At 57.5% G+C, this 24,266-nt stretch carries 18 protein-coding genes and 1 pseudogene; 8 read left to right on the top strand and 11 right to left on the bottom strand.

From position 1 onward, the window contains the following. The first annotated feature begins 45 nt into the window (after window positions 1-45). Window positions 46-1,032 (top strand): lipid II:glycine glycyltransferase FemX, encoded by a 987-nt coding sequence (locus BBOU_RS02870; RefSeq protein ID WP_026502682.1) that lies wholly within the window; start codon window positions 46-48, stop codon window positions 1,030-1,032. Between the two features lie 83 nt (window positions 1,033-1,115). Here the strand turns inward: BBOU_RS02870 and BBOU_RS02875 are convergent, their stop codons facing one another. Further along, entirely contained in the window at window positions 1,116-2,399 is a 1,284-nt protein-coding gene (locus BBOU_RS02875) for a DegT/DnrJ/EryC1/StrS family aminotransferase (RefSeq protein ID WP_238551972.1), read from the bottom strand. Between the two features lie 105 nt (window positions 2,400-2,504). Here BBOU_RS02875 and BBOU_RS02880 point away from each other — a divergent pair, with 105 nt between their 5' ends. Next, window positions 2,505-3,755 (top strand): carboxylate--amine ligase, encoded by a 1,251-nt coding sequence (locus BBOU_RS02880; protein ID WP_026502683.1) that lies wholly within the window; start codon window positions 2,505-2,507, stop codon window positions 3,753-3,755. Window positions 3,756-4,043: 288 nt separating this feature from the next. Here BBOU_RS02880 and BBOU_RS09025 read toward each other — a convergent pair. The 4 genes and pseudogenes from BBOU_RS09025 to BBOU_RS02900 form a co-directional block, all read right to left on the bottom strand. Then, window positions 4,044-5,810 (bottom strand): annotated as a pseudogene (locus BBOU_RS09025) (chromosome segregation SMC family protein); the annotation flags it as partial. Window positions 5,811-5,833: 23 nt separating this feature from the next. Further along, window positions 5,834-7,468: a bifunctional folylpolyglutamate synthase/dihydrofolate synthase gene (locus BBOU_RS02890; RefSeq protein ID WP_026502688.1), complete on the bottom strand. Its 1,635-nt coding sequence runs from the start codon at window positions 7,466-7,468 to the stop codon at window positions 5,834-5,836. 135 nt (window positions 7,469-7,603) lie between these two features. Continuing rightward, on the bottom strand, window positions 7,604-8,116 hold the full coding sequence (locus BBOU_RS02895; protein ID WP_026502689.1) for an NUDIX hydrolase: 513 nt from the start codon (window positions 8,114-8,116) through the stop codon (window positions 7,604-7,606). A 129-nt stretch (window positions 8,117-8,245) separates the two neighbouring features. After that, window positions 8,246-9,844, bottom strand: a complete 1,599-nt coding sequence (locus BBOU_RS02900; RefSeq protein ID WP_026502690.1) for an aminopeptidase P family protein — start codon at window positions 9,842-9,844, stop codon at window positions 8,246-8,248. 489 nt (window positions 9,845-10,333) lie between these two features. On the opposite strand from BBOU_RS02900, the gene BBOU_RS02905 reads away from it, so the two are divergent. The 3 genes from BBOU_RS02905 (at window position 10,334) to BBOU_RS02915 (ending at window position 13,961) form a co-directional block, all read left to right on the top strand. Continuing rightward, the gene (locus BBOU_RS02905; RefSeq protein WP_026502691.1) at window positions 10,334-11,545 is read left to right on the top strand and encodes an ROK family transcriptional regulator; all 1,212 of its coding nucleotides are present in this window, start codon (window positions 10,334-10,336) and stop codon (window positions 11,543-11,545) included. A 95-nt stretch (window positions 11,546-11,640) separates the two neighbouring features. After that, complete coding sequence (locus BBOU_RS02910) at window positions 11,641-12,537, top strand: carbohydrate kinase family protein (RefSeq protein WP_026502692.1); 897 nt, start codon at window positions 11,641-11,643, stop codon at window positions 12,535-12,537. A 203-nt stretch (window positions 12,538-12,740) separates the two neighbouring features. Beyond that, window positions 12,741-13,961 (top strand): MFS transporter, encoded by a 1,221-nt coding sequence (locus tag BBOU_RS02915; RefSeq protein WP_026502693.1) that lies wholly within the window; start codon window positions 12,741-12,743, stop codon window positions 13,959-13,961. Between the two features lie 1,191 nt (window positions 13,962-15,152). Here BBOU_RS02915 and BBOU_RS02920 read toward each other — a convergent pair. Beyond that, window positions 15,153-15,377, bottom strand: coding sequence for a hypothetical protein (locus BBOU_RS02920; RefSeq protein WP_152595562.1), 225 nt, complete (start codon window positions 15,375-15,377; stop codon window positions 15,153-15,155). Between the two features lie 351 nt (window positions 15,378-15,728). Between BBOU_RS02920 and BBOU_RS02925 the strand changes: the two genes are divergently transcribed. The 3 genes from BBOU_RS02925 (at window position 15,729) to BBOU_RS02935 (ending at window position 19,056) form a co-directional block, all read left to right on the top strand. Further along, on the top strand, window positions 15,729-16,925 hold the full coding sequence (locus BBOU_RS02925; RefSeq protein WP_152595561.1) for a hypothetical protein: 1,197 nt from the start codon (window positions 15,729-15,731) through the stop codon (window positions 16,923-16,925). Between the two features lie 191 nt (window positions 16,926-17,116). Beyond that, the gene (locus tag BBOU_RS02930; RefSeq protein WP_156098063.1) at window positions 17,117-18,646 is read left to right on the top strand and encodes a hypothetical protein; all 1,530 of its coding nucleotides are present in this window, start codon (window positions 17,117-17,119) and stop codon (window positions 18,644-18,646) included. 47 nt (window positions 18,647-18,693) lie between these two features. Beyond that, window positions 18,694-19,056: a hypothetical protein gene (locus tag BBOU_RS02935; protein ID WP_026502697.1), complete on the top strand. Its 363-nt coding sequence runs from the start codon at window positions 18,694-18,696 to the stop codon at window positions 19,054-19,056. Between the two features lie 758 nt (window positions 19,057-19,814). Here BBOU_RS02935 and cas2e read toward each other — a convergent pair. The 5 genes from cas2e to cas7e all read right to left on the bottom strand — a co-directional run bounded on the left by cas2e (window position 19,815) and on the right by cas7e (window position 24,196). After that, window positions 19,815-20,258, bottom strand: a complete 444-nt coding sequence (cas2e, locus tag BBOU_RS09030; RefSeq protein WP_081815476.1) for a type I-E CRISPR-associated endoribonuclease Cas2e — start codon at window positions 20,256-20,258, stop codon at window positions 19,815-19,817. 43 nt (window positions 20,259-20,301) lie between these two features. Then, window positions 20,302-21,456 carry a type I-E CRISPR-associated endonuclease Cas1e gene (cas1e, locus tag BBOU_RS09035; protein ID WP_238551973.1) on the bottom strand — a complete coding sequence of 385 codons (1,155 nt, stop codon included), beginning with the start codon at window positions 21,454-21,456 and terminating at the stop codon, window positions 20,302-20,304. 72 nt (window positions 21,457-21,528) lie between these two features. Further along, window positions 21,529-22,239: a type I-E CRISPR-associated protein Cas6/Cse3/CasE gene (cas6e, locus tag BBOU_RS02950; protein ID WP_026502700.1), complete on the bottom strand. Its 711-nt coding sequence runs from the start codon at window positions 22,237-22,239 to the stop codon at window positions 21,529-21,531. A 10-nt stretch (window positions 22,240-22,249) separates the two neighbouring features. Further along, on the bottom strand, window positions 22,250-23,032 hold the full coding sequence (gene cas5e, locus BBOU_RS02955; protein WP_026502701.1) for a type I-E CRISPR-associated protein Cas5/CasD: 783 nt from the start codon (window positions 23,030-23,032) through the stop codon (window positions 22,250-22,252). Window positions 23,033-23,035: 3 nt separating this feature from the next. Next, on the bottom strand, window positions 23,036-24,196 hold the full coding sequence (gene cas7e / locus BBOU_RS02960) for a type I-E CRISPR-associated protein Cas7/Cse4/CasC (protein ID WP_026502702.1): 1,161 nt from the start codon (window positions 24,194-24,196) through the stop codon (window positions 23,036-23,038). Window positions 24,197-24,266 lie beyond the last annotated feature (70 nt).

Consider the following 24,266-nt stretch of genomic DNA (forward strand, 5'->3'; position numbering starts at 1 on the left):
GAGTGGATGCCGTATGCTGCGGCGCTGATACGAACTGAGGAGAATATGTTCACCATTGAAGCTATGGATCACACTGCCATGGAGCACGCTGCGCAGAAGCTCGGCGTGACCTTGCCAATCGAACAGACCAAGGTCTGGGCGGACTACCAGAAAGATATTGATGGACGCACCCCATGGGGCTGCTTGGCTATCCGCAAGGATGACACGGTCGTCGCCGTACTGAGTTTCATCGACTATCTCACTCACGGATACCACTACCTGCGCTCCATGCACGGCCCGGTCTGGGCGGCCAAACCGTCCGAGGACGACGAGCGCGCCGCCGTCAAGGCGATTGCCGACTACGTGCATGCGCATGATCGCAAGGTCGTGTTCCTGCGCATGGATTTGTGGTATACCGCAGGTACACGTCCTGTGCTGTCCACCGTACCGTATGACCAGACCGTCGTCATCGATCTTGCCGGTGGGGATGAAGAAATCCTTAAGCGGATGAAGCGCCGCGGACGTAGGGATGTCCGCAAGGCACTGCGTGAATGCCCGGCTGAATGTGAGGATGAAACCAGTCAGGCGCTCGAATCGTTCGAGGAATATTACGACATCATGGTCGAAACCGGCAAGCGCGATGGGTTCAATCCCGCCCCAATTACCGACTATTCAGATATGCTTGCCGCCCTCGGTGCAGATCATTGCCGCGTGTTCGCCGCCCGTATCGATGGTCGAGTCGTGGCATGGTCCATCGTCACCGTCAATGGTGATCGTGCCGTACGGTATTATGCGGCGATGCGTTCAGATGTCATGCGGTTGCATGTCACCGATAAGCTGCTGTACAGCGAATGCTGCATCTTGGGTTCGCAAGGCATTGCCGCTTATGACTTGATGGGTATCGGCAGCGACTTCTCCCCCACGTTGAAGGGACTGAACGAATTCAAGACCAAGTTCACTGAAGAGGTCACGCCCGTAGCGCCCGGACGGGATGTGCCTGTGCGCAAGGCGTTCTACGGCGCATTGCGCATGGTCAAGCGGATTCGAGGCTAGTGCCTTTTCGAGTGAGAGCCTTACGAAATGCGAGGGTGAGAGTCTGAAAGTATGGAATAGGCTCTCACCCGATGAATCACAGGTTATGCGTTGACAGCGCCTGCCGTATGCGACACGGTTTGAATAATTGCGTTACATACATGCTGTGCCGTTTCGATACCAAGCTCAGTGGGCAGACATAGGCAGCGGCGAACGACATCTTCGTGGATGGGAACTTGGGATCGGTCTAAATCAGACAAGCCATAGGCTTTCTCATCAGTTACACCGGGGAACAGTTCCGGACGATACCAACGTTCCGCGTATCCGCCGGCAGAACGGACAACGGCGATGAGACGCTCCGATTGTGCAGTGTCACGGGCGAGCAGCGGGAAACGCAGCAATGGTTGCGTCGCTCCAGCAAGCGCTGCGTGCGGGATATCAATGCCATCGAGATTCGACAGCTGCTCCTTGTATAGGTCAATGATGTTCTGACGCCCTGATTCGTTGGCATCGAGTCGTTCAATGGCGCGTGTGGCACGTTCATTCATCCATGCGGCAGGTGCATACGACGGATAGTCAAGCGATCCGGCTCGTTCGCTGTCTGCGATCGGCGGCTCATACCATCCGTGCCGGGTGCATGAGGAGCGTAGCGCGTTCCCCAATGATCCTAATCGTGAAAAGACGCGATTCTGATTGATGTACATGCGGGTCACCCGGTCGAGCGCGCTCGGCAGGGCCGGCAATGCCGACAATGCGCTCCGCAGAGTGCGATTGAATTCATCGTCGTGTTCGGCGAGCTTCGGATTGATCCAGACTGCCCCGCCAAAGCGTGTGGGAAGCATCTTCTCCACGCCGAAGGAGTGGAGGGAGATGTCAGCGAGCGGAAGACCGTTGTCACTGCGTGCCATGCGCGTGACGCAGTGGGCGCTGTCTTCAATGAGCAGTGCGCCGGCTTGCTTGGTATGGTTGGCAATCTGAAGATCGGCGTCCGGTGAAATCATGCCGAACGTATGCTGCAACATGACGGCTGCAACATGACCGTCCTTCAAACGATCATGCAAAGCATGTACGTCTATGGATAGGGTATCGGCGTTGATATCAGCATATCTGACATGCATGCCGGCATCGACGATCGGCACCACCGCCGTACAGCATGTGAACAGCTGGGTGATCACTGTATCGTCACCGGTGGTGGTTGCCCTGTCGGCGAGCAGACGCATCACTTCGCTCAACCCGTAGCGGGCCTTGAACACCGGGAACCAGTCAGCGGCATCAGTGTGCGAACGCCGTGCAAGTGCTTCGCGAAGTGCACGCACATTCGTCTGGTCGTGATCGTTGCCAATGCCCATCTCATCCTCGATTCGTTTGCGAGCCGGAAACAATATCATCACAGTATCGCGTGGGATAGCCGTATGAGAAACTGCCCCGCACTCGGCGGATATCATGTGACGCGTATAATATGCGTGTCACGTACGTCAACAGAGAGGACAACCATGCTGTCTTTCCAGCCTGTCATTATCGGCGGGGATTTGGGTGCTTACGCCATCGCCCGTGAATTCAATGACGCGTACGGGGTCAAGCCCATCATGGTCACGGCGTACAATCCGAACGCCATTCGCGATTCGGCGATTTTGACCCGCCGATATTGTGCGAACGCTTCGGATGAACAAGCCCTTGTTGACGATCTGCTTGATTTGGGTGCACAGTTGCGCAGGCAGAATCCGCATATGCCAGTGGTGCTCATGGCGAACACCGATTGGCGTATCCGCGTGATGGCCAAGCATCGTGAACAGCTCGAAGCGTATTACCAGCTGCCGATTCCGCCGCTCGAGGTCATTGAGCAAGTGATGGACAAGCAGGGTTTCGAACGACTCGCCACCGCTCAAGGCATGCCAGTTCCCCGTTCGTTTTACGAGGATTTTTCTCAGGCAGACGATTCGAATTGGACACCTCAACCCGTGCCAGATGATTTGCCGTTCCCGGTCGTGGCCAAGCCGGCAGACAGCTCACAGTATGAGAACCTGCTGTTTGAAGGCCGTAAGAAGGTATACCGCATCGACAGCCGTGAAGAGCTTGACGTTTTGTGGCATACGCTTGCCGACGCTGGTTTCCGCGGTACGTTCGTCGCGCAGGAGCTTGTCCGCGGCGACGACACCGGCATGTATTCGGTGACCGCATATGTGGATTCCCATGGGAAGGTGACCATGCGTTGCTCTGCACATGTGCTGCTTGAGGAGCATCACCCCGCGACACTCGGCAATCCGTGCGCAATGATCACCGAACCGATACCTCAGATTCTCGATCATGCCCAGCGTTTCCTCGAATCCATGCCTTATCACGGATTCGCTAATTTCGATGTGAAACGTGATTCAGTCAGCGGTAAATTCTACTTCTTGGAAATCAATCCACGTATCGGTCGGAACAATTTCTATGTGAAAGCTGCGGGGATCAACCCGATGGAAATCATGATTCGCGACATCATCGGTGGCGAGAATCTTCCTGAGCAGACAGCCGATAAGGAAGTCCTGTACTCCATTATCCCTGACCGTCTGTTGCGCCGATATATCGTCAATCCGCAGCTCATGGTGCAGGTGCGTCGCCTGCAACGCGCCGGCAGGGTCAATCCGCAACGCAATCCCAAGGACGCCAGCCTTAAACGTCGGTTGTATGTACTGGAATCCGAACTTAACGAGTATCGTAAATTCAACCGGTATTATCCCAAGCCCACGTCAACCGGATTCTGAGCGTCGTGATGACGCCGTCATCAGCCGTCAGCCGCGACGTTCCAGCCGCTGGCTGATGGCGGCGCTCACACCGTCGGCGCGCATAGTGATGCCGTACAGTGCGTCGGCGATCGCCATCGTGCGCTGCTGGTGTGTGATGATGATCAGCTGGGCGTGCTCGCGCAAGTCATCCAGCGCGTCCATGTACCGCAATTGACGGCGTCGAGTGCTTCGCTGCGGGTCTCCTTCACCACGGTGTCGGCAAGCAGCGCGCGTACTGCGGCGACGACTCGCCGGGCGGCGGCAGGGTTGTGTGCATGCGGCAGTATCGGCGGTATCAGCAGCGTCCGCGCTGGCATCACCGGCGTCGTTCCGCCGATCCAGCGGGTGCAGAAGCACCGCCTTGCCGAGCGCATGGTCCTGCGCGCGTTCGAGTGCTGCGAGCATCTGCTGTGTGCCGGGAACGACGATGGCGCTCGCATAGTCCGCCGAGGGCGTGTGCGACGGCTTCTTCCCACCCGTCCTCGATGCGGATGAAGTCCGTGAGCCGTCCTATGACGACGATGTCCGCATCGGCTTCAAGCGCCCCGGAAGCGTTGCAGTTATCCAGCGTGTCGGCGAGCACATCCGTCTTGGCTTGCAGTGAGATGTTCCTGCCGTTGATGTCGCGTGCCGGTCGAGGGCCTCGTCGAGGGACTCCTGACTGTGCTGGAGTGCCGCTCTGGCGGCATCGAGGGCCGCTCCCCCGTCATCGTCGGCGTCTTGGCGTTCCTGTTCTAGTTCAGCGACGCGCGTCCGCGCCATTCAGCCCGCGTCCGCATATCGGACAGTTACATGGACAGGCCGGCGATTCCAGTGTCCGTCGCATGGGCCGATGATTCCTCGCGTACGACCAGTTCTCTCAAGTTGGCGATATGCGCGTCACGCTGCTGCGCGGTCTTGCGTAATTCGGTCAGTGTCTGGCGGATTGAGGCGAACCGCCGTTCATGGTCGGCACGCGCCTCGGTCGCTTGGTCGTAGGCGAGCCATGCGTCATCGACCATGCCCCGCTGCTTGGAGGCCTGCTGCTCAAGCTCGTCGGCGCGTTTGGTGAGCATGCCAGGATTCTCGCCGGTATCGGTAACGATCTGCGAGCGGATTGAGACGGCGCGTTCAGCGGCAACGGAAGCAAGAGAGCCGAATCGTTCCTCAAGACGCGACAGGTCGTGCCAAATCTGGTTCGCCTAGGCAAGTTGCGAGTTGGATCCCGAGGTGATGGCTTCCACCTGTTCGATGCGCACTTTGGCTTTCGCCAGGTCCTGTTGCAGTGCCGCGAGCCGGCGGCGGGTATCGGCCGGATCGCTGCGCAGGTTGTCGCGCTTGTCTTGCAACTGGCACGCGTCATCGGTGAACAGCCGGGCTTGGGCGTCCCTGATGGTCATCTGGATGGTATCGGCACGCCGGGAAACACGCGCCTGACGTCCCAGAGGGCCCAGTTGGCGGTGGATTTCGCGCAACAGATCGTCGAGACGCGCGAGATTGTCCTCGGTGTTCGCCAGCTTGCGCAACGCCCATTCCTTGCGTTTGCGGTGCTTGAGAGTGCCGGTGGCCCCTCGATGAACGCGCGGTGTCCGCTCGGGTCAGCACGCAGAATGGCATCAAGCCTGCCCTGCCCGACGATCACATGCATCTGCTGGCCGAGGCCAGAATCCGACAGGAGTTCCTGGATGTCCAGCAGCCGGCACGCCGACCCGTTGATAGCGTATTCCGAGCCGCCGTTACGGTACAGAGTACGGCTGATGGTCACTTCCGTGTAGTCGATGTCGAGCGCGGGATCAAGGGAGACGACGGTCAAGGAGACCTGCGCACGTCCTGCCGGATGCTTGGTGAAGGTGCTGCGAAAATCACGTCCTCCATCGACGTGCCGCGAAGGTTTTTCGCGCTCTGTTCGCCCATCACCCAAGTCAGGGCGTCAACTATGTTGGATTTGCCTGACCCATTCGGGCCGACGACGGCTGTGACGCCCGGCTCGAAGCGCAGCGTCGTCGGGTTCGCGGAGGATCTGAATCCGCGAAGGGTGAGTTCCTTGAGATACATGGGCGTGGCGGGGTTCTGCGCGGTCAGGCGTTACTGGTTCCGGAAGCGTTGCCGGCGGACTCGTCCGTATTGCCCGACGTGCGTGCATCGATGGTGAACTTCAGTCCTTCCTCACCGGCGTTGAGGATTTCGTTGATCACATCGTCGGTTTCCGGTTTGCCGTCGGTGTCGCCGCTCTCGTCGGCAGTGCCAGTAGTATCGGCAGTGTCGCCGGCGGTATCAGGCGAGACGACAGGCGGGTTGACGCGTTCGGCTTTCGGCTTGGCCAGATCGGCGGCCATATGTTCGGTCAGCAACGTTCTCGCGTCGCCCGCGGTGACGAAACTGCCGCAAATCAGCACGCCGTGCCCGTAACCGACACCCAGGTCATCTTCGGCGTCGACCTTGTCGACGGCAGCTTGGATAGCGTCCGGAAGATCCTTGATGACGGTCACACGGTCCGGGCCGAACACGCGCACCGCGATCTTCTCGAGGTCTTCGGCGGGCATCACACGGTCGCGCCACGAATTCTCGGTGACGATAATCTCACTCAGGATCGGCTCAAGCACGCCAAGATACTCCTCGACCTGCTTGTCACCCATCATGGCGACCACGCCGACCAGTTGCTGGAAGCTGTAATTCTCCTCAATCGCGGCACGCAACGATTGTGCTGCGTTCACGTTATGCCCGCCATCGACGATGATTGTCGGCGACGTGCGGACCTGTTCGATACGTCCCGGCACCTTCACGCCGCCGAGCGCTTCATCAACCAAATCCTGGTCAAGCTGGCCGTTGACCGGAATCACGGTTTCCGCGGCTGCCAGTGCAGCCAGCGCGTTATGCGCCTGATGTTCGCCGAATTTCGCGATCGGCACGTCGCGGTATTCGCCTTCCGGCGTGCGCAGTGTCGCCATCTGCCCGCCGACTGCGGGAACACGCGAAACGACTTCCATCTCCTCGCCGTCACGGATAAGCGTGGCGTTATTGCGCTTCGCCGCGGCCTCGAGAATCGGCATGACTTGCTCGGCATGCGGCTGGCGCCCGATAATCGCCGCACAACCGGGCTTGATGATCCCCGCCTTCTCCGTGGCGATCTGCTCGACCGTATCGCCCAGCCACTGCATGTGGTCCATATCCACCGGGCCGATGATCGCGGCGTCCGCGTCCATGACGTTCGTCGCATCCCAGGCGCCACCCATGCCGACCTCGAAAATCGCGACATCGACCGGAGCATCCGCGAATTTCCAAATCGCCATCGAGGTGAGCACTTCGAAGAAGCTCATCGGCGGCTTGTTCTCCTGCTCCATCTTACGGTCCACCAGCGCGACCAGATCCTTGATCTGATCCCACGAGTCAATGAAATCATCGTCGGACAGCTGCTGGCCGTCAATGGCGATCCGCTCGTTGATCTTTTCCAAATGCGGGGACGTGTACAAGCCGGTGCGCATACCATAGGCGCGGCAAATCGCCTCCGCCATGCGGGCAGTGGACCCCTTGCCGTTCGTACCGGTAACATGAATGACGCGGAAACTGTCCTGCGGATTACCCAGCAGGTCAACCATCATCTTCATACGGTCAAGATCAAGGTTCGTTTTATTATGCTCCGGTGGGCGCTTCATGATTTCACGCTCAACGTCACGGATGTTCTCGCCATTGCGATTCGGATGTTCAAACGACATACCCGCTGGTCTCTTTCCTATGCCTTGATGGTCGTACGCCCGCCAGCTGACGGAACGTGGATGCGTTCGAACCGGCAACACACCGATGCAAACGTGCTGCTTTTATTCTATGCGAATACCGGGCAACACCCGTGTTCAGCGCCCGCCGCGAAATACCGCAGCCCGATCGCCCTGCTCGCGACGCTTGAGATAGTCACGGAAGACGGCCATACGCTCAACAGTGCTTTCAGCAAGCGGGCTGGGCAGATCATCCGGATCGAACCAGCCGACCTGGAGACTCTCCTCATCACCCACAAACGGTTGCGCGTTGCCGCCCGGGCGCAAGGAACACAGGAAGGAGTGATCCATATACTGAGCCTGATCGCCATTGGCGTAGGTGATTACGCGATCGCTGCTGGTGACCGACACCAGATCAGTGACCATCGCGTCCACGCCGGTTTCCTCCTTGATTTCGCGCACCGCGGTATCCGCGGGCTCCTCCCCCGGCTCGACAATCCCATACACCAGCGCCCACTGCCCGGTATCCGAACGTCTGCCAAGCAGTACGCGGCCCGACGCGTCGCGCACATACGCGGTGACGCCGGCCAGCCATAGAAGACTGTGCCCGATGGATTTGCGCAATTCGATAATGAAATCAGGTGTCGGCATTGATGCTCCACACTTCTTGTCAGGCGTACGATACACATCCGTTGCACGGGCCACCAGTGCGATCGAGTGATGGCCCGCGCAACGGGTTGACGACAGGGGTGAACCTTTACCCTAGTGATTCAGCAGAGTTCAGTCCTCACGTGCGGCCGCACGCTCAGCAAGCCACGCCTCGACCTCGTCAATCTGCTTGGGGATGCCGGCGGAAATCCATTCCGGACCATGCTCGGTCATGAGCACATCATCCTCAATACGGATGCCGATACCACGCAATTCAGGCGGCAGCAGCAAATCGTTCGCAGCGAAATACAGACCGGGCTCAATCGTGAAAATCATGCCCGGCGTAATCTTCGCGCCCTGATACGACTCGTAGCGGGCCTGTGCGCAATCATGCACGTCAAGGCCCAGATGGTGCGCGACACCGCAAGCAAGCCAACGACGATGCTGCTGACCCTGCGGGGACAGGGACTCCTCGACGGGGACCTTCAGAATGCCCCACTCGTGCAGACGCTCCGCGATCACGCGCATGCACGCATGATGAATATCCGAATACGTGGCGCCCGGCTGCGCGGCTTCGAAACCGGCCTGCTGGGAGTCCAACACCGCCTGGTACAGCTTGCGCTGCAACGGTGTGAACTTGCCGTTGACCGGGAAGGTACGGGTGATGTCGGCCGTGTACAGGCTATCGACCTCGACGCCCGCATCCACAAGCAGCAGCTCACCGTCGCCGACCACGCCGGTGTTGCGCATCCAGTGCAAGATCGGCGCATGCTTGCCCGAGGCGATAATCGTGTCGTAGCCGACAGCATTGCCTTCCTCACGGGCCACAGAATTGAACGCGCCCTCCAGCATACGTTCGGAACGCGGGCAGCCGATCACGCGCGGCAAATGGGTGAGCATACGGTCAAAACCGTGCTTCGTGGCCTCGACCGCCTTGCGGATTTCGCCAATCTCATACTGGTCCTTGACCATGCGCTGCTCGGAACCGAACTCCGCCAACGCTTCATCTGCCTTCGTGTTGGCATCCGGGTCGCCGAAACCGTTCGCTTCGCGAACCCGTTCGACCATCTGCGTGATCGACGGGTCGGTGGTGCGCACCACGCGCAGCTGCACGGCGCCCGCCTCGGCACCGACATCCTTGCTGATCGCGTCCTCGAGCGTGGCGATGTCATGGGTCTCGATACCCGTCATCGCCTTGAGCTCGCGCAGACCGGCGCGCGGGCCGACCCAATACTCGCCGTAATGGGTGTCACGGTAGTAATCAGCCGTGCTGTTATCGGCGCGCGGAGCCACGAATAGCTCAGGCGTATGCGTCTTGCCGGCCTTCGCCTCCTCGCTGTCCGGATCGAGCGGGTTGAGCACGAGCACGGCGCCCGCCTCGTAATCACAGCCCAGACCGGTATAGTACGCGAACGCGGTATCCGGGCGGAACGCGTAATCGCAATCATTGTTGCGCACTTTCGGCTGGCCGGCGGGAATGACAATACGTTCACCCGGGAACCGCTTGCCCAGCGCCTCGAGACGCTTGCCGATGTACTTGCTGGATTCCAACGGCTCGACCACCGGTTCAGCGTTATCCCAACCGGTGGTCATGAACTGGCGGAACGTCTCGCTGTTCGGGCGCAGCGAACGGTTGTTCACCCGGTCCGCCATCGGCTGGTCCGGGCCGGGCGCGTTCTTGCTTTCCTCTGCCTCGTATGCCTTATCTGCTTCGGTCACTACCGAACTCATGTCACTCCTCCAACACAAGAATCGTTGTTGCTGCCACTCTAGTCATACCCGCCAGTCACGATTGCCGCAAACGCCAACAGTGAACACCGCGTTGTGGGACTGTGGCTGGGTGGTGGCGTAATGACGCGATGACGCGACGGCGCCTGACCTTCAGTGTGTGAGCCAATCCTCGCACACCGGCGGTCGCGACCGTCCCGTGGTGGCGATTCAGCTGGCCTGGCCGTCACTGTGTGAGAATCCGCTCACACACTGAGGGTCAGGCGGCGGCACGAATGTCGGTCGGGCCCGACCGACCGCCACCGTGTGAGGATTGGCTCACACACCGGCGGCCCCGCACACGCCCCAACCTGCGTGAGTCCAGAATCCTGTGCGACACGCCGACAGACCCGCTTGCCGATTTATGTTAACTGAGTTAAACTTTTAATCAAGTTCAGATTCGATGACGAACACCTCGCCGCAAGGCAAGGTCAAGGAGCGCAAGGAGGTGCCATGAACAGCCAGAACGCCAGCCAAAGCTTGCAGTCCACACTATCGGAAGCCAACCGCTCGCACGTGTTGCATTACCTGTACGCTCATGGCATCAGCTCACGCGCCAGCATCGCCCAGACACTCGGCCTGTCCGCAGCGGCGATTACGAAAATCACCGCCCGGCTGATCGACGCCGGCATCATCCACGAAGTGGGCGGCATCGAGGGGCGCAAGAACCGCCGGTCCATCGGCTTGGAACTCAATCCCCAGCAGTTCCACATCATCGGCGTCAAGTTCGCACGCAGCCTCGTCGAAATCGGCATGTTCGACCTCAAAGGCTCCATGCTCGCGCTCACCGACCTGCCGACCGTCAAAAACGACACGATTCCCGACACCATCCGCACCATCCACGCAACCATCAACACCCTGCTCGCCGACGACCCCTCAATCGTCGCCATCGGCATGGCAGTCCCCGGACCATACCTGCGCCACGAAGGCAGAACCGCCGTCGTCTCCTCCATGCAAGGGTGGCGTACCTTCAACTTCCTTGACGAGTTCTCCAACGCGTTCCGCGTACCGGTGTTCGTCGAGCAGGATGCCCGCGCCGGCGTGCTCGCCCAACACCTGTTCGACCCGGCAAGCAGCAGCTGCCGCAACCTCGCCTACTATCTGCTGGGCGAAGGCATCGGTCTCGGCGTCATCGACGACGGTCGGCTCATCAACGGAGCGCAAGGCGCCGCCACCGAAATCGGCCACGTGAGCATCGACGTCAACGGACTGCCATGCGATTGCGGCAACCGCGGATGCCTCGAACGCTACTGCTCGGCGGTCGCCATCCACGACAAGCTCATCGAAACCGGCATCATTGCCAGAGCTGACCAGATGACCCACAAGCAGGCATGTCACGCGCTCTTCGAGCAGGCATCACAAGGAGATACGGCCGCCCAAACACTCGTACGCGAAATCGGACGGTACGTCGGCTACGGTTGCGTCACGATTTTCAATGCGTTCAACCCCGAACGCATTGTTCTCGGCGATATCGTCGCCGAAGGCGGACAGCCCCTGTTGGACGCCGCACGCGAAGTCGTCGACGAACGGGTTATCCCCGAACTCAACCAGGCGACCGACATCAGCCTGACCAAACTTTCCGCGGATGCCGCCGTATCCGGTGCAGCCGCGGTCGCGGTGACGCAGTTCCTTGACCATCCCTCAAGATTCTTCGCCATCACATGACCCAACCACAGTCCGACCATAACCATCACCTGTCCAGATTTCCCAAACGGAAAACAGAACAACAACCCACCAACCATCTATTGAAAGGAACCATCATGGCAAAGCCAATCGTCCTCTCCCTCGGCGAACTCCTGTGGGATATGCTCCCCAGCGGCAAGCGCGCAGGCGGCGCCCCGGTCAACTTCATCTACCACGCCATGCACAATGGCGCGGACGGCTACGCCATCAGCGCTGTCGGCGAGGATGAGCTCGGCGATGAGCTGGCCAAGGTCACCAAGGACGCCGGCATCAACGCGATCATCCAGCGCAACGCCTGGCCGACCGGCACCGTTGATGTCGCGCTGAAGAACGGCATCCCTGAGTACACGATCGTCCGCGGCGTGGCATGGGACCATATCCTGTACACCCGTGAACTGATCGAACAGGTGGAGAAGGCCGACTGCGTGTGCTTCGGCACGCTCGGCCTGCGCTCCCCCGAATCGCATGACACAATCGTCGAACTGCTCAAGCACACGAAGCCTGGTGCCATGAAGTTCTTCGACATCAACATCCGCGGCGACCACTACTCCAAGGAACTGATCGAGGAGCTGCTCGGCTATGCGACCGTGTTCAAGCTCAACGATGCGGAGCTCCTGCTGCTGCGTGACATGTTTGGCATTCGCGGCACTTCCGATGATGAGGCCTGCCGTTGGTTCCTTACCCAGTACGGTTTGGATTACATCATCCTGACCGGCGGATCGACCTTCAGCACGATCATTTCCAAGACCGGCGACAGCTCCACGCTGTCCACCCCGCATGTCGAGGTCGCGGACACCGTCGGCGCTGGCGACTCCTTCTCCGGCACGTTCGCGGCGAAGATCCTCACCGGCGCAAGCCTCGAGGAAGCCCATCGTGCGGCCGTGAACACCGCCGCCTTCGTATGCACCAACGATGGCGCTTGGCCTGAGTATCCGGCGCAGATTCCGGATTATCTCGCCGAAGCAGGCATGTGACCCGCCAGACCTCTGACGACATGCTCCTCTTCACGACCGCATAACAGCCACGCGTAGCAACTATGCATGACAACCATGCGGCCCCGCACCCCAGCCCATATCCGTTCATCACTGGTATCGACTGGGGTGCATGCATTCCATATCTTCCATCACTCCAAACCACATAACCGTTACCGGTCGCGTTGCATCAAAAAGGGGAAATCATGAGCAACACAACAGCAACGGCGAAGAGCACCAATGTCAGGGCACTTATCCCTGTGATGGCCGCATTCTTCGTCATGGGCTTCGTCGACCTTGTCGGCACCGCCACGAATTATGTCAAGCCGGAATTCAACCTGTCCGACTCCCAAGCGAACCTGTTCACCTCCATGGTGTTTTTCTGGTTCCTGATCTTCTCCGTCCCCACCGGCGTGCTGATGAACAAAATCGGCCGCCGCAAGACGGTGCTCATTTCACTGGTCGTCACCGCCGTGGCCATGCTGCTGCCGGTTATCGCCTACACGGGCGCCGCCGGCACGCCACGACTGGTGCTCATGATCATCTCGTTCTCACTACTGGGCATCGGCAACACACTCATGCAGGTGTCGCTCAACCCGCTGCTCACCGTGTTCGTCAACGGCGACAAACTCGCCTCCACCCTCACCACCGGGCAGTTCGTCAAAGCGTTCGCCTCGTTCTTCGCACCGCTCATCGCCGGCTGGGGCGCATCCAAACTCGGCGCATGGTGGGCGCTGTACGTCATCTACCTGGTCATCGGCGTGATCGTCGGCATCGCCCTGGCGCTGGACAAGATCGACGAACCCGCACCCGACGCGGGGCAAACCAGTGTCGCCAGCTGCTTCAAACTGCTCGGCAACCCGATTGTGTTGCTGTGCTTCCTCGGAATCATCGCGCACGTGGGTATCGATGTCGGCATCAACGCGCAGGCGCCGCGCATCCTGATGGAACACACCGCCGTACCACTCGCCACCGCGGCGGGAGCGACCTCCGTATACTTCGCGTTCCGTACCATCGGCACGGGATTGGGCGGCATCGTGCTGCAGAAGATGGACAACAAGACCGCGTTGCGCATCTGCGGTACGATCATGGTGCTGGCTGTCGTATGCTTCGCCGTGTTCACCACGATTTCATCGAACCCGCCGCAGTGGCTGTTCTATCTGGCGGTCGCGCTGATTGGTTTCGGCAACGCGAACGTGTTCTCGCTGTGCCTGTCGCATGCGCTCAACACCCTGCCGTCCCGCCAGAACGAGGTGTCCGGCCTGATGATGATGGGCCTGATCGGCGGCGCGATCTTCCCGCCGATCATGGGTGCCGCCGCTGACGCAATCGGACAGGTCGGCTCGATTATCGTCGTGGCGGTTGGCGCCGTGTATGTGCTTGCGATTGCGCTGGCGTATGACAAGGCGCTGGAACCGGCGAAGTAGCGGTTGCGGTCACTGCTGTGGCAGCGGCCGTGTGAACGGACGGACCGCACGGCAAGGCGGGATGATTCGTTCCGATAGCTCCCGCCCGGTTGTCCAATCCGAGAGGCCTGTTGCGTGAGGATTGACTCATGCAACAGGCCCCTCGGCATTAGAGCGGGGTGGTCAGGCTTGGAGCTTGGGACGACGAGCGTGAGCGTGGCAACGTGACGGCATGACGACGTGACGGTGCGACGGCGTTGTGTGAGCCAATCCTCACACAATGGCACCCGGACACACCGAAACCAGCGTCCCGAGCAGACTCAACCCCCGTTGTGTGAGCCAATCCTCACACGATGACCGTCGGACAGGACGACACGCCGATTCCAGACTGTCACGACCGCCGGTTTGTGAGCCAATCCTCACAAATCCTGTCGCCGGGAGACGCTGCGGTTTGCATGAAACCGGCGCACGCGACGACATACGCACCCTGGCATGCCACCGCATATGTAACGAGACATGACGCGATAACGTATCAGGAACAATGAGCAATACAGGCAAGCCGGGCGACCATCGATCTGCCACCAGAACGGTCAACATGTCCATCCTGAACCACCACTTGCCGAACGGCAGACAACGCCACTGAGCAAGCGAGAAAACTCAAGCGCATCCTCGGCACGTCGAAAGATGAAACAAAGTGGTTTCCCATAGCGTAGCGTGTCGGTGCACAACCAATGCCATGCACGATGAAAAACCAGAACACACTGCAAGCGCAACCCCCGACACACGGCGTACACGCCGGTAATCCCCAAGGATCAGGCGCGGAAACCGCCAGCGAACTGAACACCGCCAAACCACAGCATGATGGAAACCACGCCAAGACGCGACAGACACGGCACGCAATGAAACGTCGCATTGCGATATTGGGATGTTGCACGCTGATTTGCGAGCATCGGCGATATCCGTAGTACCTGCCGGAGCCTATCTCGTTTTATCAGGGTTCGCCGACCGGCGATACCGCGAGTATGACCGTTGATATTCTGCGAGCCATACTCACGGGATAGGGCATACATGAACACAGATAGTGGAGATGCGTTTCGCGAGGTACTACAGATAGGCGAGATACCGTCATCACCCGGCACGGACAGACCAGAATGACGGCCAACGACCTTGGCCTCTACGCCGGCGCAACCAGCATGGGGGAACATCATCCGATCAGATGCTGCCGGCATTGTGGAGCCGATCATATTCAGCTGCGATATCGGCTCCGTTGAAATCCTCGCCGGCTTTATACCGGCGAATTTTCTCGTCACTCACCCATTTCTGCTTTGCGTCACTCCATGGGACATACCCGGTACGACGATTCACCTCCGCTTCCTTCTCGGGTGACAGCCGGACCAAATCCCCAGGCATGAAACAGAATTTATCTGAAGGATTCATATCCATGATGCTAGTAACAATTCGAGATGTTTCGCGGGATTGGCACGTTTTTGCCGGGTCTTACGCCATTGTGGATTCTTGCCCTTCCCGTCATATTCATGTCACCGACTGACATACCAGCATGCGGTGGTGCGGCTGTAAGAACGCACGACCGGCATCGTGTTACTATCTGCTAAGAGTCCGCAAGAAGAAAGAAGGGCCTGCGGCATGGATGGCGCAATACGGCTTCTGCAATCAGCGGAACCCTGCTTCGTATCCGCGGAAGATATTGCGAATCAATTCCATGGCTCGGTTCCGGACACCATCCATTTCGTCTGCCCATACTGCTCAAGGCCCGTAGATGCTTTTGCCATGCGCAACATCGTCGCCCGCCGTTCATACCAACGTGACATCCGCAACATGAAGCCTCATTCCCGTCATCATAAGAATGACGAGCGCGCCCGTCACTGCCCGTTCTACGATGGCGTTGACGCAATTACAGACTTTCATGCCGACCGGATTTCCCCGCTTCCGCTGTTCCTACGGAAATCCGCGAGCAGTTTCGTCATTGAGATCGGTATCAGATATGACCCGTCCCGTTTGGCGAGAACCTCGAACGAGCATATCGAAATCGAGGGTAAGCCTTACCCGCTCAGTGATTTTTCCCGACACAGATCGTTCAAGGTCCGTCTCGAGAATCCTTCGCTCTCATTCACGACACTGGTCAGTCTCTCAAACGATGATGTTGCCAGTGTCGGCAATATCGACGATGCGAAGCTCCTAATATTCGACGATTCGTTCGGAACGGACGGCGGCCATCGGCTCGCCCCAGGCAGCAGTCTGCATCCCGAACGCGCGTATTTCGTAGTCACACCGACGACCTACCCGCTGAATCCTCCGACAGGAGTGGACACCGGTTACGCCGGGACCATTCCCTCATCACATGGCGCACTCACCGTGTACCGCATCGCTTTCACCGCCCACGGACGCGAATGGGCGACCGTCTCGGATTGGCTGGACTCCTTCGGCTACGAGCTTGCAGCATACGAACGCAAAGCGCAATGCCTTTGGCCGCCGATTCTACAATCGTCCGGGGCGGATGAGCCGCTCTTCCGGTATTCAATCCCCATGTATTCGTCTCCCTATCAAGTCTCGGCAACCCCTGATGCCAGCCATGCCAACGTGTTACGTATCGGTCAGGATTTCCGCGATATCACGCTGATCGGATTCGACTCCCAAGCTGACAATACCGTATCGTTCGAGCATGAGACGGTCGGTCATTGTGTGTTCTTCCGTCCCGGCCCTTTGCACCACTGGTGCTCCGTCATTGACGATTTCGCCCCCGCATTAGGTCTCCGGCTCGCACAATCCCCCTATACGTCAGAGGATATCGAGCATGACCAGACTCAGGAACCTTCAACAGGCACAGACGACGAAATCCCGCCGGTACCGAAGAATTCCCGAGGCAAGATCATCGCCATCTGCCGAGTCACCAACAATCGACACGAACTGATAGCACAACAGTACACAAGCGCCGCGGCATACCTGAGAGGAGCACAGCATCGATGAGCAGACACTATGAAACCGGAGGAGATATTCATGGCTCCATCTGTATGGTTTCCCGGAAACATGCTGAAGCTCCAGAGCAGGTTACACGGCTTTTCGACTACCACAATGACCACGGCAACCGCTCTCTGCAATGGGTATATCGCCCTTCCGACCGTCACTCATCACACCGGGCAGCCGATGATCCTGACACGTTGTACAGTCCAAAACTGTTCAAATATCTGGCCGAACATCATGACATCGATTTCATATATCTGACGTGGCGTGAGAATCTCGACGAACCCAACCGACCGCGTATCGACGACACCTTCTCCACCCCAGGTGGCGATGCCCCACAGATCATCGAGATCATCGACTATGTTCACGACAATGGTCCGGAACAGCTCCGCAACGACTTGTCGCACCGAGGAATACCACACGTGGGAAATCTCGCTCCAAGAACGCTCATCGCATTCCATCATCGTGATGCCGATTCGGTGGACGCGGCGTTGTTCCTCAAATCGCAGCTACAACAGGTCGGCTCGACGCTTCGCATATGCGACAACACTCCGCTCACGGCACCGATATACACCGTCTACTATCACGATATCCAACAGATACCAAACGATGACGAGTATTCACTGCGAGGCAGGCGCTATCTGGTCGGACTGGCATCACTGCCGAAATCACACGACAAGGTGGCGGTCCGCACGCTTGAGGATTACGCGTCGAGATATATCTCGTGGTATTTCGAACGTGAGCAATCGCGCGGAACCGGGCTGCTCAACGATGCGGAGTCATTGGTGTCCGCAGCTTTCCACGCGCCGGAGCCGTTGGCAGAGTTCCTCGGCACCGAACCGGATGCCGCAGAACTTGACACGTTCAAGCGACAACTCGCGCGGATCATCGACGCTGACGATGTTCCACAGCACCTCATCGGGGAAATTCTTAAGAACGACCCCTCGTTCGCAAGCGCTTGCCGGAAATACATTTACACGGAGCTCGACGAGAGGTACGCCAAATACGAGCAAGGCAAGAAAGACCACATCGCTTTGACGCTCGCAGAGCAAGAACAGCGGCTGCATGATGTGAAATCAGCAATCGCAAACAAGGAAGCGGCGCTCGCATCCCTCGAACAGCGGCAAGCACAATACCGTCAGCAAGTGAATCATGCGAGAGAACAACTCCAGTCCATCCAACAGGAAACACAGCAGCTGAAGGAACAATCCGAGCAGACACTGGAACGTCTGTCGCAGGATGCGGCGCTGCGACTTGGATTGAAAACGGTGGTCAGCGCCGTCGCACAACCCCAGTCGCAGCCAACGAATCTTCAGTCGACCCCCGCGATGCAAGTTATTGAAACGACTGACATCCAGCGCCCTCTCCCCGATGCGCTCGCTTACAATCTGGAGATGCTCGGCGTGAGATCCATGCAGAAGGAGGTCTCGTTGCAACCGTTCGCAACATTGCTCGCACGCTGCCGCGCTGTGACCTCGTTGTTCGCCGTGGATTCAAATATCGCCATGCAAGTCGCAAATGCTTGGTCGTTCGCAATCAGCGGCATGCCTGCATACCGGATCGATGCGAGTCAGGAGCATGTCGATTCGACTTCAGTACTTGTGCTGCGATCAAGCAGTGTCCTTCCTCGATTATTGTGCTTGATGGGGTCTTGGATACCGTGGGCGAGGCGCTACTGTTTTCGCTGGCAAGACAAGATATCAAGAAGACCCTTATCTTCCCCGTAGGCGCATATGCAAATCTCTCGTTAATCGCCCCGGAAGTGTGGGAGAGCATGTTGCTTGTTCCTTCAGAACATCTGGTTGTGCTGCCTGCAGAGCCTCATCCCTTGCAACATTGTACAGAAGTCTCACCTGTCAAGCCGCCAAATTCCGCGCAAGTCATCAGTGAACTGGACAATCTTGTCGACATGCTTGCTGATGCCGTTCCTTTGAAATCGCTCGCGCATCTCGCTTCATTGCGTGCCACGACCAAAGGGCTTGGCGGCGCACACGATTGGTTGCAGTATCAATTGGCCGTTCGGACGAATGCGGCACAGGATGCTCAGCACGCACAGGCGCTTTGCGGAAGGCTCGGATCTGTCGATACGGTTCAAGCTTTGCTAGTGTCGCTGGATGGTCATCACCATGTCCGTTGATGTCATGTCCGTTGATGTATTGAGGGCTATCGCCGATGATCTGGGGATTGTTCCGCTCCCCCATGAGGATGAGCAATCGCGTTGGATGAGAACGCTGCAATCCAGCCTTCGGTTCCAAATCCAAGCGGCGTGCATCGATGATGGATACGGCGGAACGTATGGGGTGACACCGAGCCATGCCCGAGAGCGCACCGAACATTGGCTGGCAGGTGTCGAGCGGTATATGCATGGAACGACAACAATCATGCATAGAACCTCTGTCACGGATGCCATGAACGTATTGCTGTGGTCTGGAGACCTTGTGGAAGAGAACGGACTGTACCGTTGCACACGTGCCGGATGGCGTGTATTCAATCCGAGACTGCGTGCGGTCACGGGTTTCGTTGACGTCACAGATCTGCCAGCCGGCATGGTGGTCAGCGGCATGGGGATTCTTCCGGCTCATGCCGCCGGCTCTGGTTCTGCTGGTACTGAATCCGCTGATGGGCTTAATCGGGCTGACAGCAGCATAGAACCGCCTTGGGAGAATGCACAGCCGCTCGGCGATGGACAGCATATGTTGGTGCCGGATGATGTGGTTGCGGGGCTATCTCGGCAGGAGCGGGCAATCTTGGACTACTGCAGTTGGAGGGTTGAAGCGGGGTGTGTGGTGCGGTGGAAGTGAGTCTGCCCGTGTGCTGAGTTATCGAGGATATCGGAGCCAGACAATAACGGTGTCATGCACAAGCAACAAGCCGGAAATAAGAAGAAACACGATTCTATTGGCCACCTGCCCGCCGTCTTTTCATCATGCTTTTTGCTTTGCGATATTTACTGGCATTGCTCCAGCCATGAGGCATACTCGCATGTTCACTCGTCTGATGTCCATCACCTTCGTTTTTCTGAGATGCATCTCTCATGCCTGTCGAATCTACGGTTTCCGTATTGCTACGAGCTGGCCTAACCATCAGTTCGAGTCCCTCGCAGTCTTTGGGAATCCACTCTGCATTATGCACTCGGAACGCTAGATGCTGCTCGTTTCTTGCCGAATACACCATGATTGCTTTTCCCGTGCGCATCTGCCCTTCAATCCGCGCCCAAAGCTTTTCTCGTACCCTCGCCGAAACATGCCCGACAAACACGTCAGGAGCGATTTCCAACAGCCATCGTGTCAAATCACCACGCAGTCCGACCGGACAGGCAGTAAGCACAACCACTATCATCACGATCTCCCGTTGTCTTCATATCGGTGCGACTAGCAGAAACTTAAATATTTGGTGCACCGAACTCATCGTCGATTTCATCTGCATCATCGACTTCTTTACCATACGAAAAGCCAGCTCGCACTTCACCGAGTTTGTCATCCCAAAGTCCGACATGATCTTGCGTTTCAGCATCAGCATCTGAGGAGTCTGTTAGCCTATCTCCCAGTAGATATTTGATGTCATGAACAATTCGTGGCAATAATGAACCATCGTATAATGCGTCTCGCATATTCCGCCGAGTATCCGCGCCGATATCCTCACTACCTTCTGCAACAGTGCGGAATGCGACCGGTATCGATATTTCAGCTTTATACAAGTCAGCAATATCGTAAACGAATGATCGTTCATGACCGACATGGACAAATCCAAGACCAGGCGAACAACCCAAAGCAACAATGACCGCATGCGCGACACCGTACAGACAAGTATTGGCTGCCGACAATGCTTTATTTATGTCATTGCCTGCATCAAAATCGTTATGGTCGTATGTTCGTTGATCCCACTTGACTCCTGTCTCGTGAGACAACGTACGATAGACTTTTCTGATTCTGGCGCCCTCACGGCCTCGCAGTTGTTGCATGGTAAGTGCAGAAACATCTTCCCCTGGGAATCGCATCTGGTACATCATTCGTGCGACCCTGAGTCTGCTCCTCGTATTCGAGACGAGCGCCGCTTGTTTCTGCAGTAGCGCAGACGAATGTGTCAGTGGACGTCCACATGCATACATGCGAATTCCACGTTCCCCGACCCAGAGCACAGTCACACCGTTGGAGCTCAGCACCGTCATTGCCTGGTGAGTGACACGTGAACCCGGTCCGAGCATCAAGACGCTGAGAGTCGCAGCTGGAATATGGATGACACCGTTCTCATCTGTCATCGTCACAGCATTGTCTTTGCGCCCTACTGTGCAATGCTCGAAATATGCGAATGACAGACGATCTTCAGCTCGCGCAAGTTCATCGACATCTGGTGGCGGACTACCAGGAATACCATTCTTCTTGTCTTTTCGTTGTTTCGGCAACGAAGCATCAGAAGGAGAAACAGCGGAACTTGTCGTGGAAGAGCTCAAGGATGTCATCCGAGAAGTCTCCATATTCCCCGATAATTGCTTTCCCACATGTTCCTGCTCCTCTGATGTCGGCTTCTCCTCAACCATTGCAACTCCTTCGAGAGATACGATGCCGAGCTACACGATAAGCAGCTCGGCATCATTACACGCAATCAGCCATCATTCCGATGTGCCCTTCGCGGCTGACCCGACGTGAATCGGAGCGACCGTTAAAAGACCACACCCGAATCCCTTGGCTCTGCCAATTCCGTGAGTGAGTGCTTTCCGGAACAAATCCGCATTTGTGACGGTCAAGTTGCCGTCGAACTGTGCCGTGCTCAACGTCACAGTGCCATTGCCATGACGGAAACGTTCCTTCCGGCGGTTCTTGACCTGGCATTGCAAATCATCCCCGGACCCATCGATGGAGAAGCCGTACTGCTCCGCGCGGTCCGACAACCATTTCAGTTGTTGGGCAGCAGTCACCTCCCCCATGATTTTCCCAATCACAGCGGGATTTTCACTCCTGCCCAAATCATTCTTCACCTTGCGCACGGGATTCGCACGAAGTCTAAACGCCCAATGCTGGCCTAAGGCGATTCGCCCCAGCAACGGCTGGTAATCGCGCGTCTCCCATTCTGGGTGGAGCGGCCAGCCAGCCTGCTCGACCACATGAGAGAAATCGGGTTTGTCAGGGCTGACCACGTACAGCCAGATCTGATGGGACTCCTTCAGTATGTCGACACGCCACAGAATCCTTCCCTCAGAATCGTTCCTCGGCGAGCTGGGAGGGAACGCATGCTCAACGGCCGAGTGCATGCAAGCCGGGGAAGCAAGGAGCTTCTTGGCCTCCAAACGCGCGGGATTGAGCGCAATCCTTGAAATATACATACCTATACTCCTAGAAACTCATAGGGTCGTACCCATCCGGCGAGGAGAACAATGGCACCGAATCCTCATTATTCGAGATCGGCGTTGTCTCGTCGTATGGCACGGTGACTAGGCTGTGCACGACCCCTCGCACCGAATAGCGGCGGTGGACGGGATTGAAAGTGATCGGAACATCCTGTTGGAAGTACTGCGCTTCCTCGCCTTCGGCATCCCTGACCATTTCAAGTTGGATGCCTTTGGACTTCTCGAGATGGTTGCGCCGGCACATGCGGCTCTTGTACCAAGGCTGAGCATGCCAAGGCTCACGGGTCAAGGCATCCTTCACATTGTCATAGTCATTCCGAATGCCTATGACAACACGCCCGGCCGGAGGACAGGAACGCCGTCCGAGGAACAACGGCCATACAGGATTGTCGAGCGCATGCTCAAGGATCTCGAGCACTCCCCGGTCTTGTGCCGACAGAGCCACGACGAACAACGCATCAGAGATGTAATAACGGTAGGTGACAGGCATCTCCGGCAACTCACCCTTGCTTCGCGTATTCTGCTGGTACATAGTTGCATGCTCTGTCTGGTAGTCACAAACGAGGCTTCCGCGCTGATCAGCTCGCACGCCGAATTCAAGCTTCAGCAGATCGGTAATGTCATCGTCCCGCTTTCTTCCCTGAGCACATGCAAGCATCCCGATGACACCGCTTTTCGTAGGCTCCTGCCTCGTGTATCTGGAGTTGAATCGTGACGATTCCCCCCAGGCCTGGAGCGGCCCAGCCAATTGCAACAACAGAACGCTCATGGCTCACTCCTGGCTTAGTGCCTGTGGAACATCCGTCTTGAGGGCGTCCTGAAGTCCCTGCAGAGTCACGGTCTGCATATCGTCGGTGTCTTTCAGGCCGTCTTCGATGGTCATGAGATACATGTGGAGCGGCTGGTCACCATAGACGCTGTTGAACTTACCGTTCTCGTCGAGGAGCTTCTGTGCAGCGATGTGAGCGACGGATTCTGTCCCATCACTCCTCACGGGTAGTTGGAAGGCGGTGACAAGGTTGACTGGTCGGGTGCTGCGGACGGTGACGAGCACAGTGCTGGGCAATGTCTGGTTCGCGTAGGAATTGATCTTTCCCGTCGGCATCGACTCGAGAAAAGCCTTGGCGAAAGCTGCAATGGCGACCGCCGTGGACTCAGCCGCATCGGTCCCCTCAGCAGTCAGCTGCTGCTCGAGTGCTGACGCATTGACCGTTGCAAAGCGGTAGAAGGTGCTGGAGTTGAAAGCATTCGTTTCAATCATGGCAGCACCTGCATTATCTTCTGCCGCCTTGTCGTCCATCGCGGTGAAGTAATCGTATTCCGGCGTCAATTCATCCACCGAAATGGCATGTGCTACTTGGCATGATGCGTCTTGGTTGAGAGAAGGTGCGTCAGCGAGCATTCGCCCGAACAATGCGACATCAACCGCTTGTTTACCTTGGAAGGCCTTTTGAACATCCTTCTTGACGCTCTTTTTCATGTCTGCAATGCTTTGCCCATTCCTTAATGCGGCCACAGCCAAATCAGCAAGATCACTTATCGTGGTACCGCTAATGAAAAATAGTGACTTCGTGAGATACTCACCACTATCTGTATCCAGTTTCGTCACAGGTTGCGTTTTCTTGTTTTTATTTTCATTGATGGTTTCAAGAATCTCCCGAGCATATTCGGAGGATTCCTCACGATATTCCGGGGCTCTTTCGATAATTGCTTCGGAAATCAGCCGAACAACATGCATGGTGCGCACGCCTAAATCAAGCGCGGGAAGCTCACGAGTGAACTCATCGCGAATGGCATGCTTCCACGCCTGGCTCGAGACCCTAGCACGCTGCACACCGCCGAAATTGGCGGTTTTCGGGTTACCGGTATCGTCACGGTTGATGCAGCTTGGCGGAACGGGCTGGAGGGCGTGGAAATCGACATAAACAGACATGATGTACTCCTTTATGAGGTAGATGTATGAAATTGATAAGGCATTCTGTCGGTTCAACCGACTGGATTAA

The organism is Bifidobacterium boum (assembly GCF_000741535.1).
Taxonomy (GTDB): Bacteria; Actinomycetota; Actinomycetes; order Actinomycetales; family Bifidobacteriaceae; genus Bifidobacterium; species Bifidobacterium boum.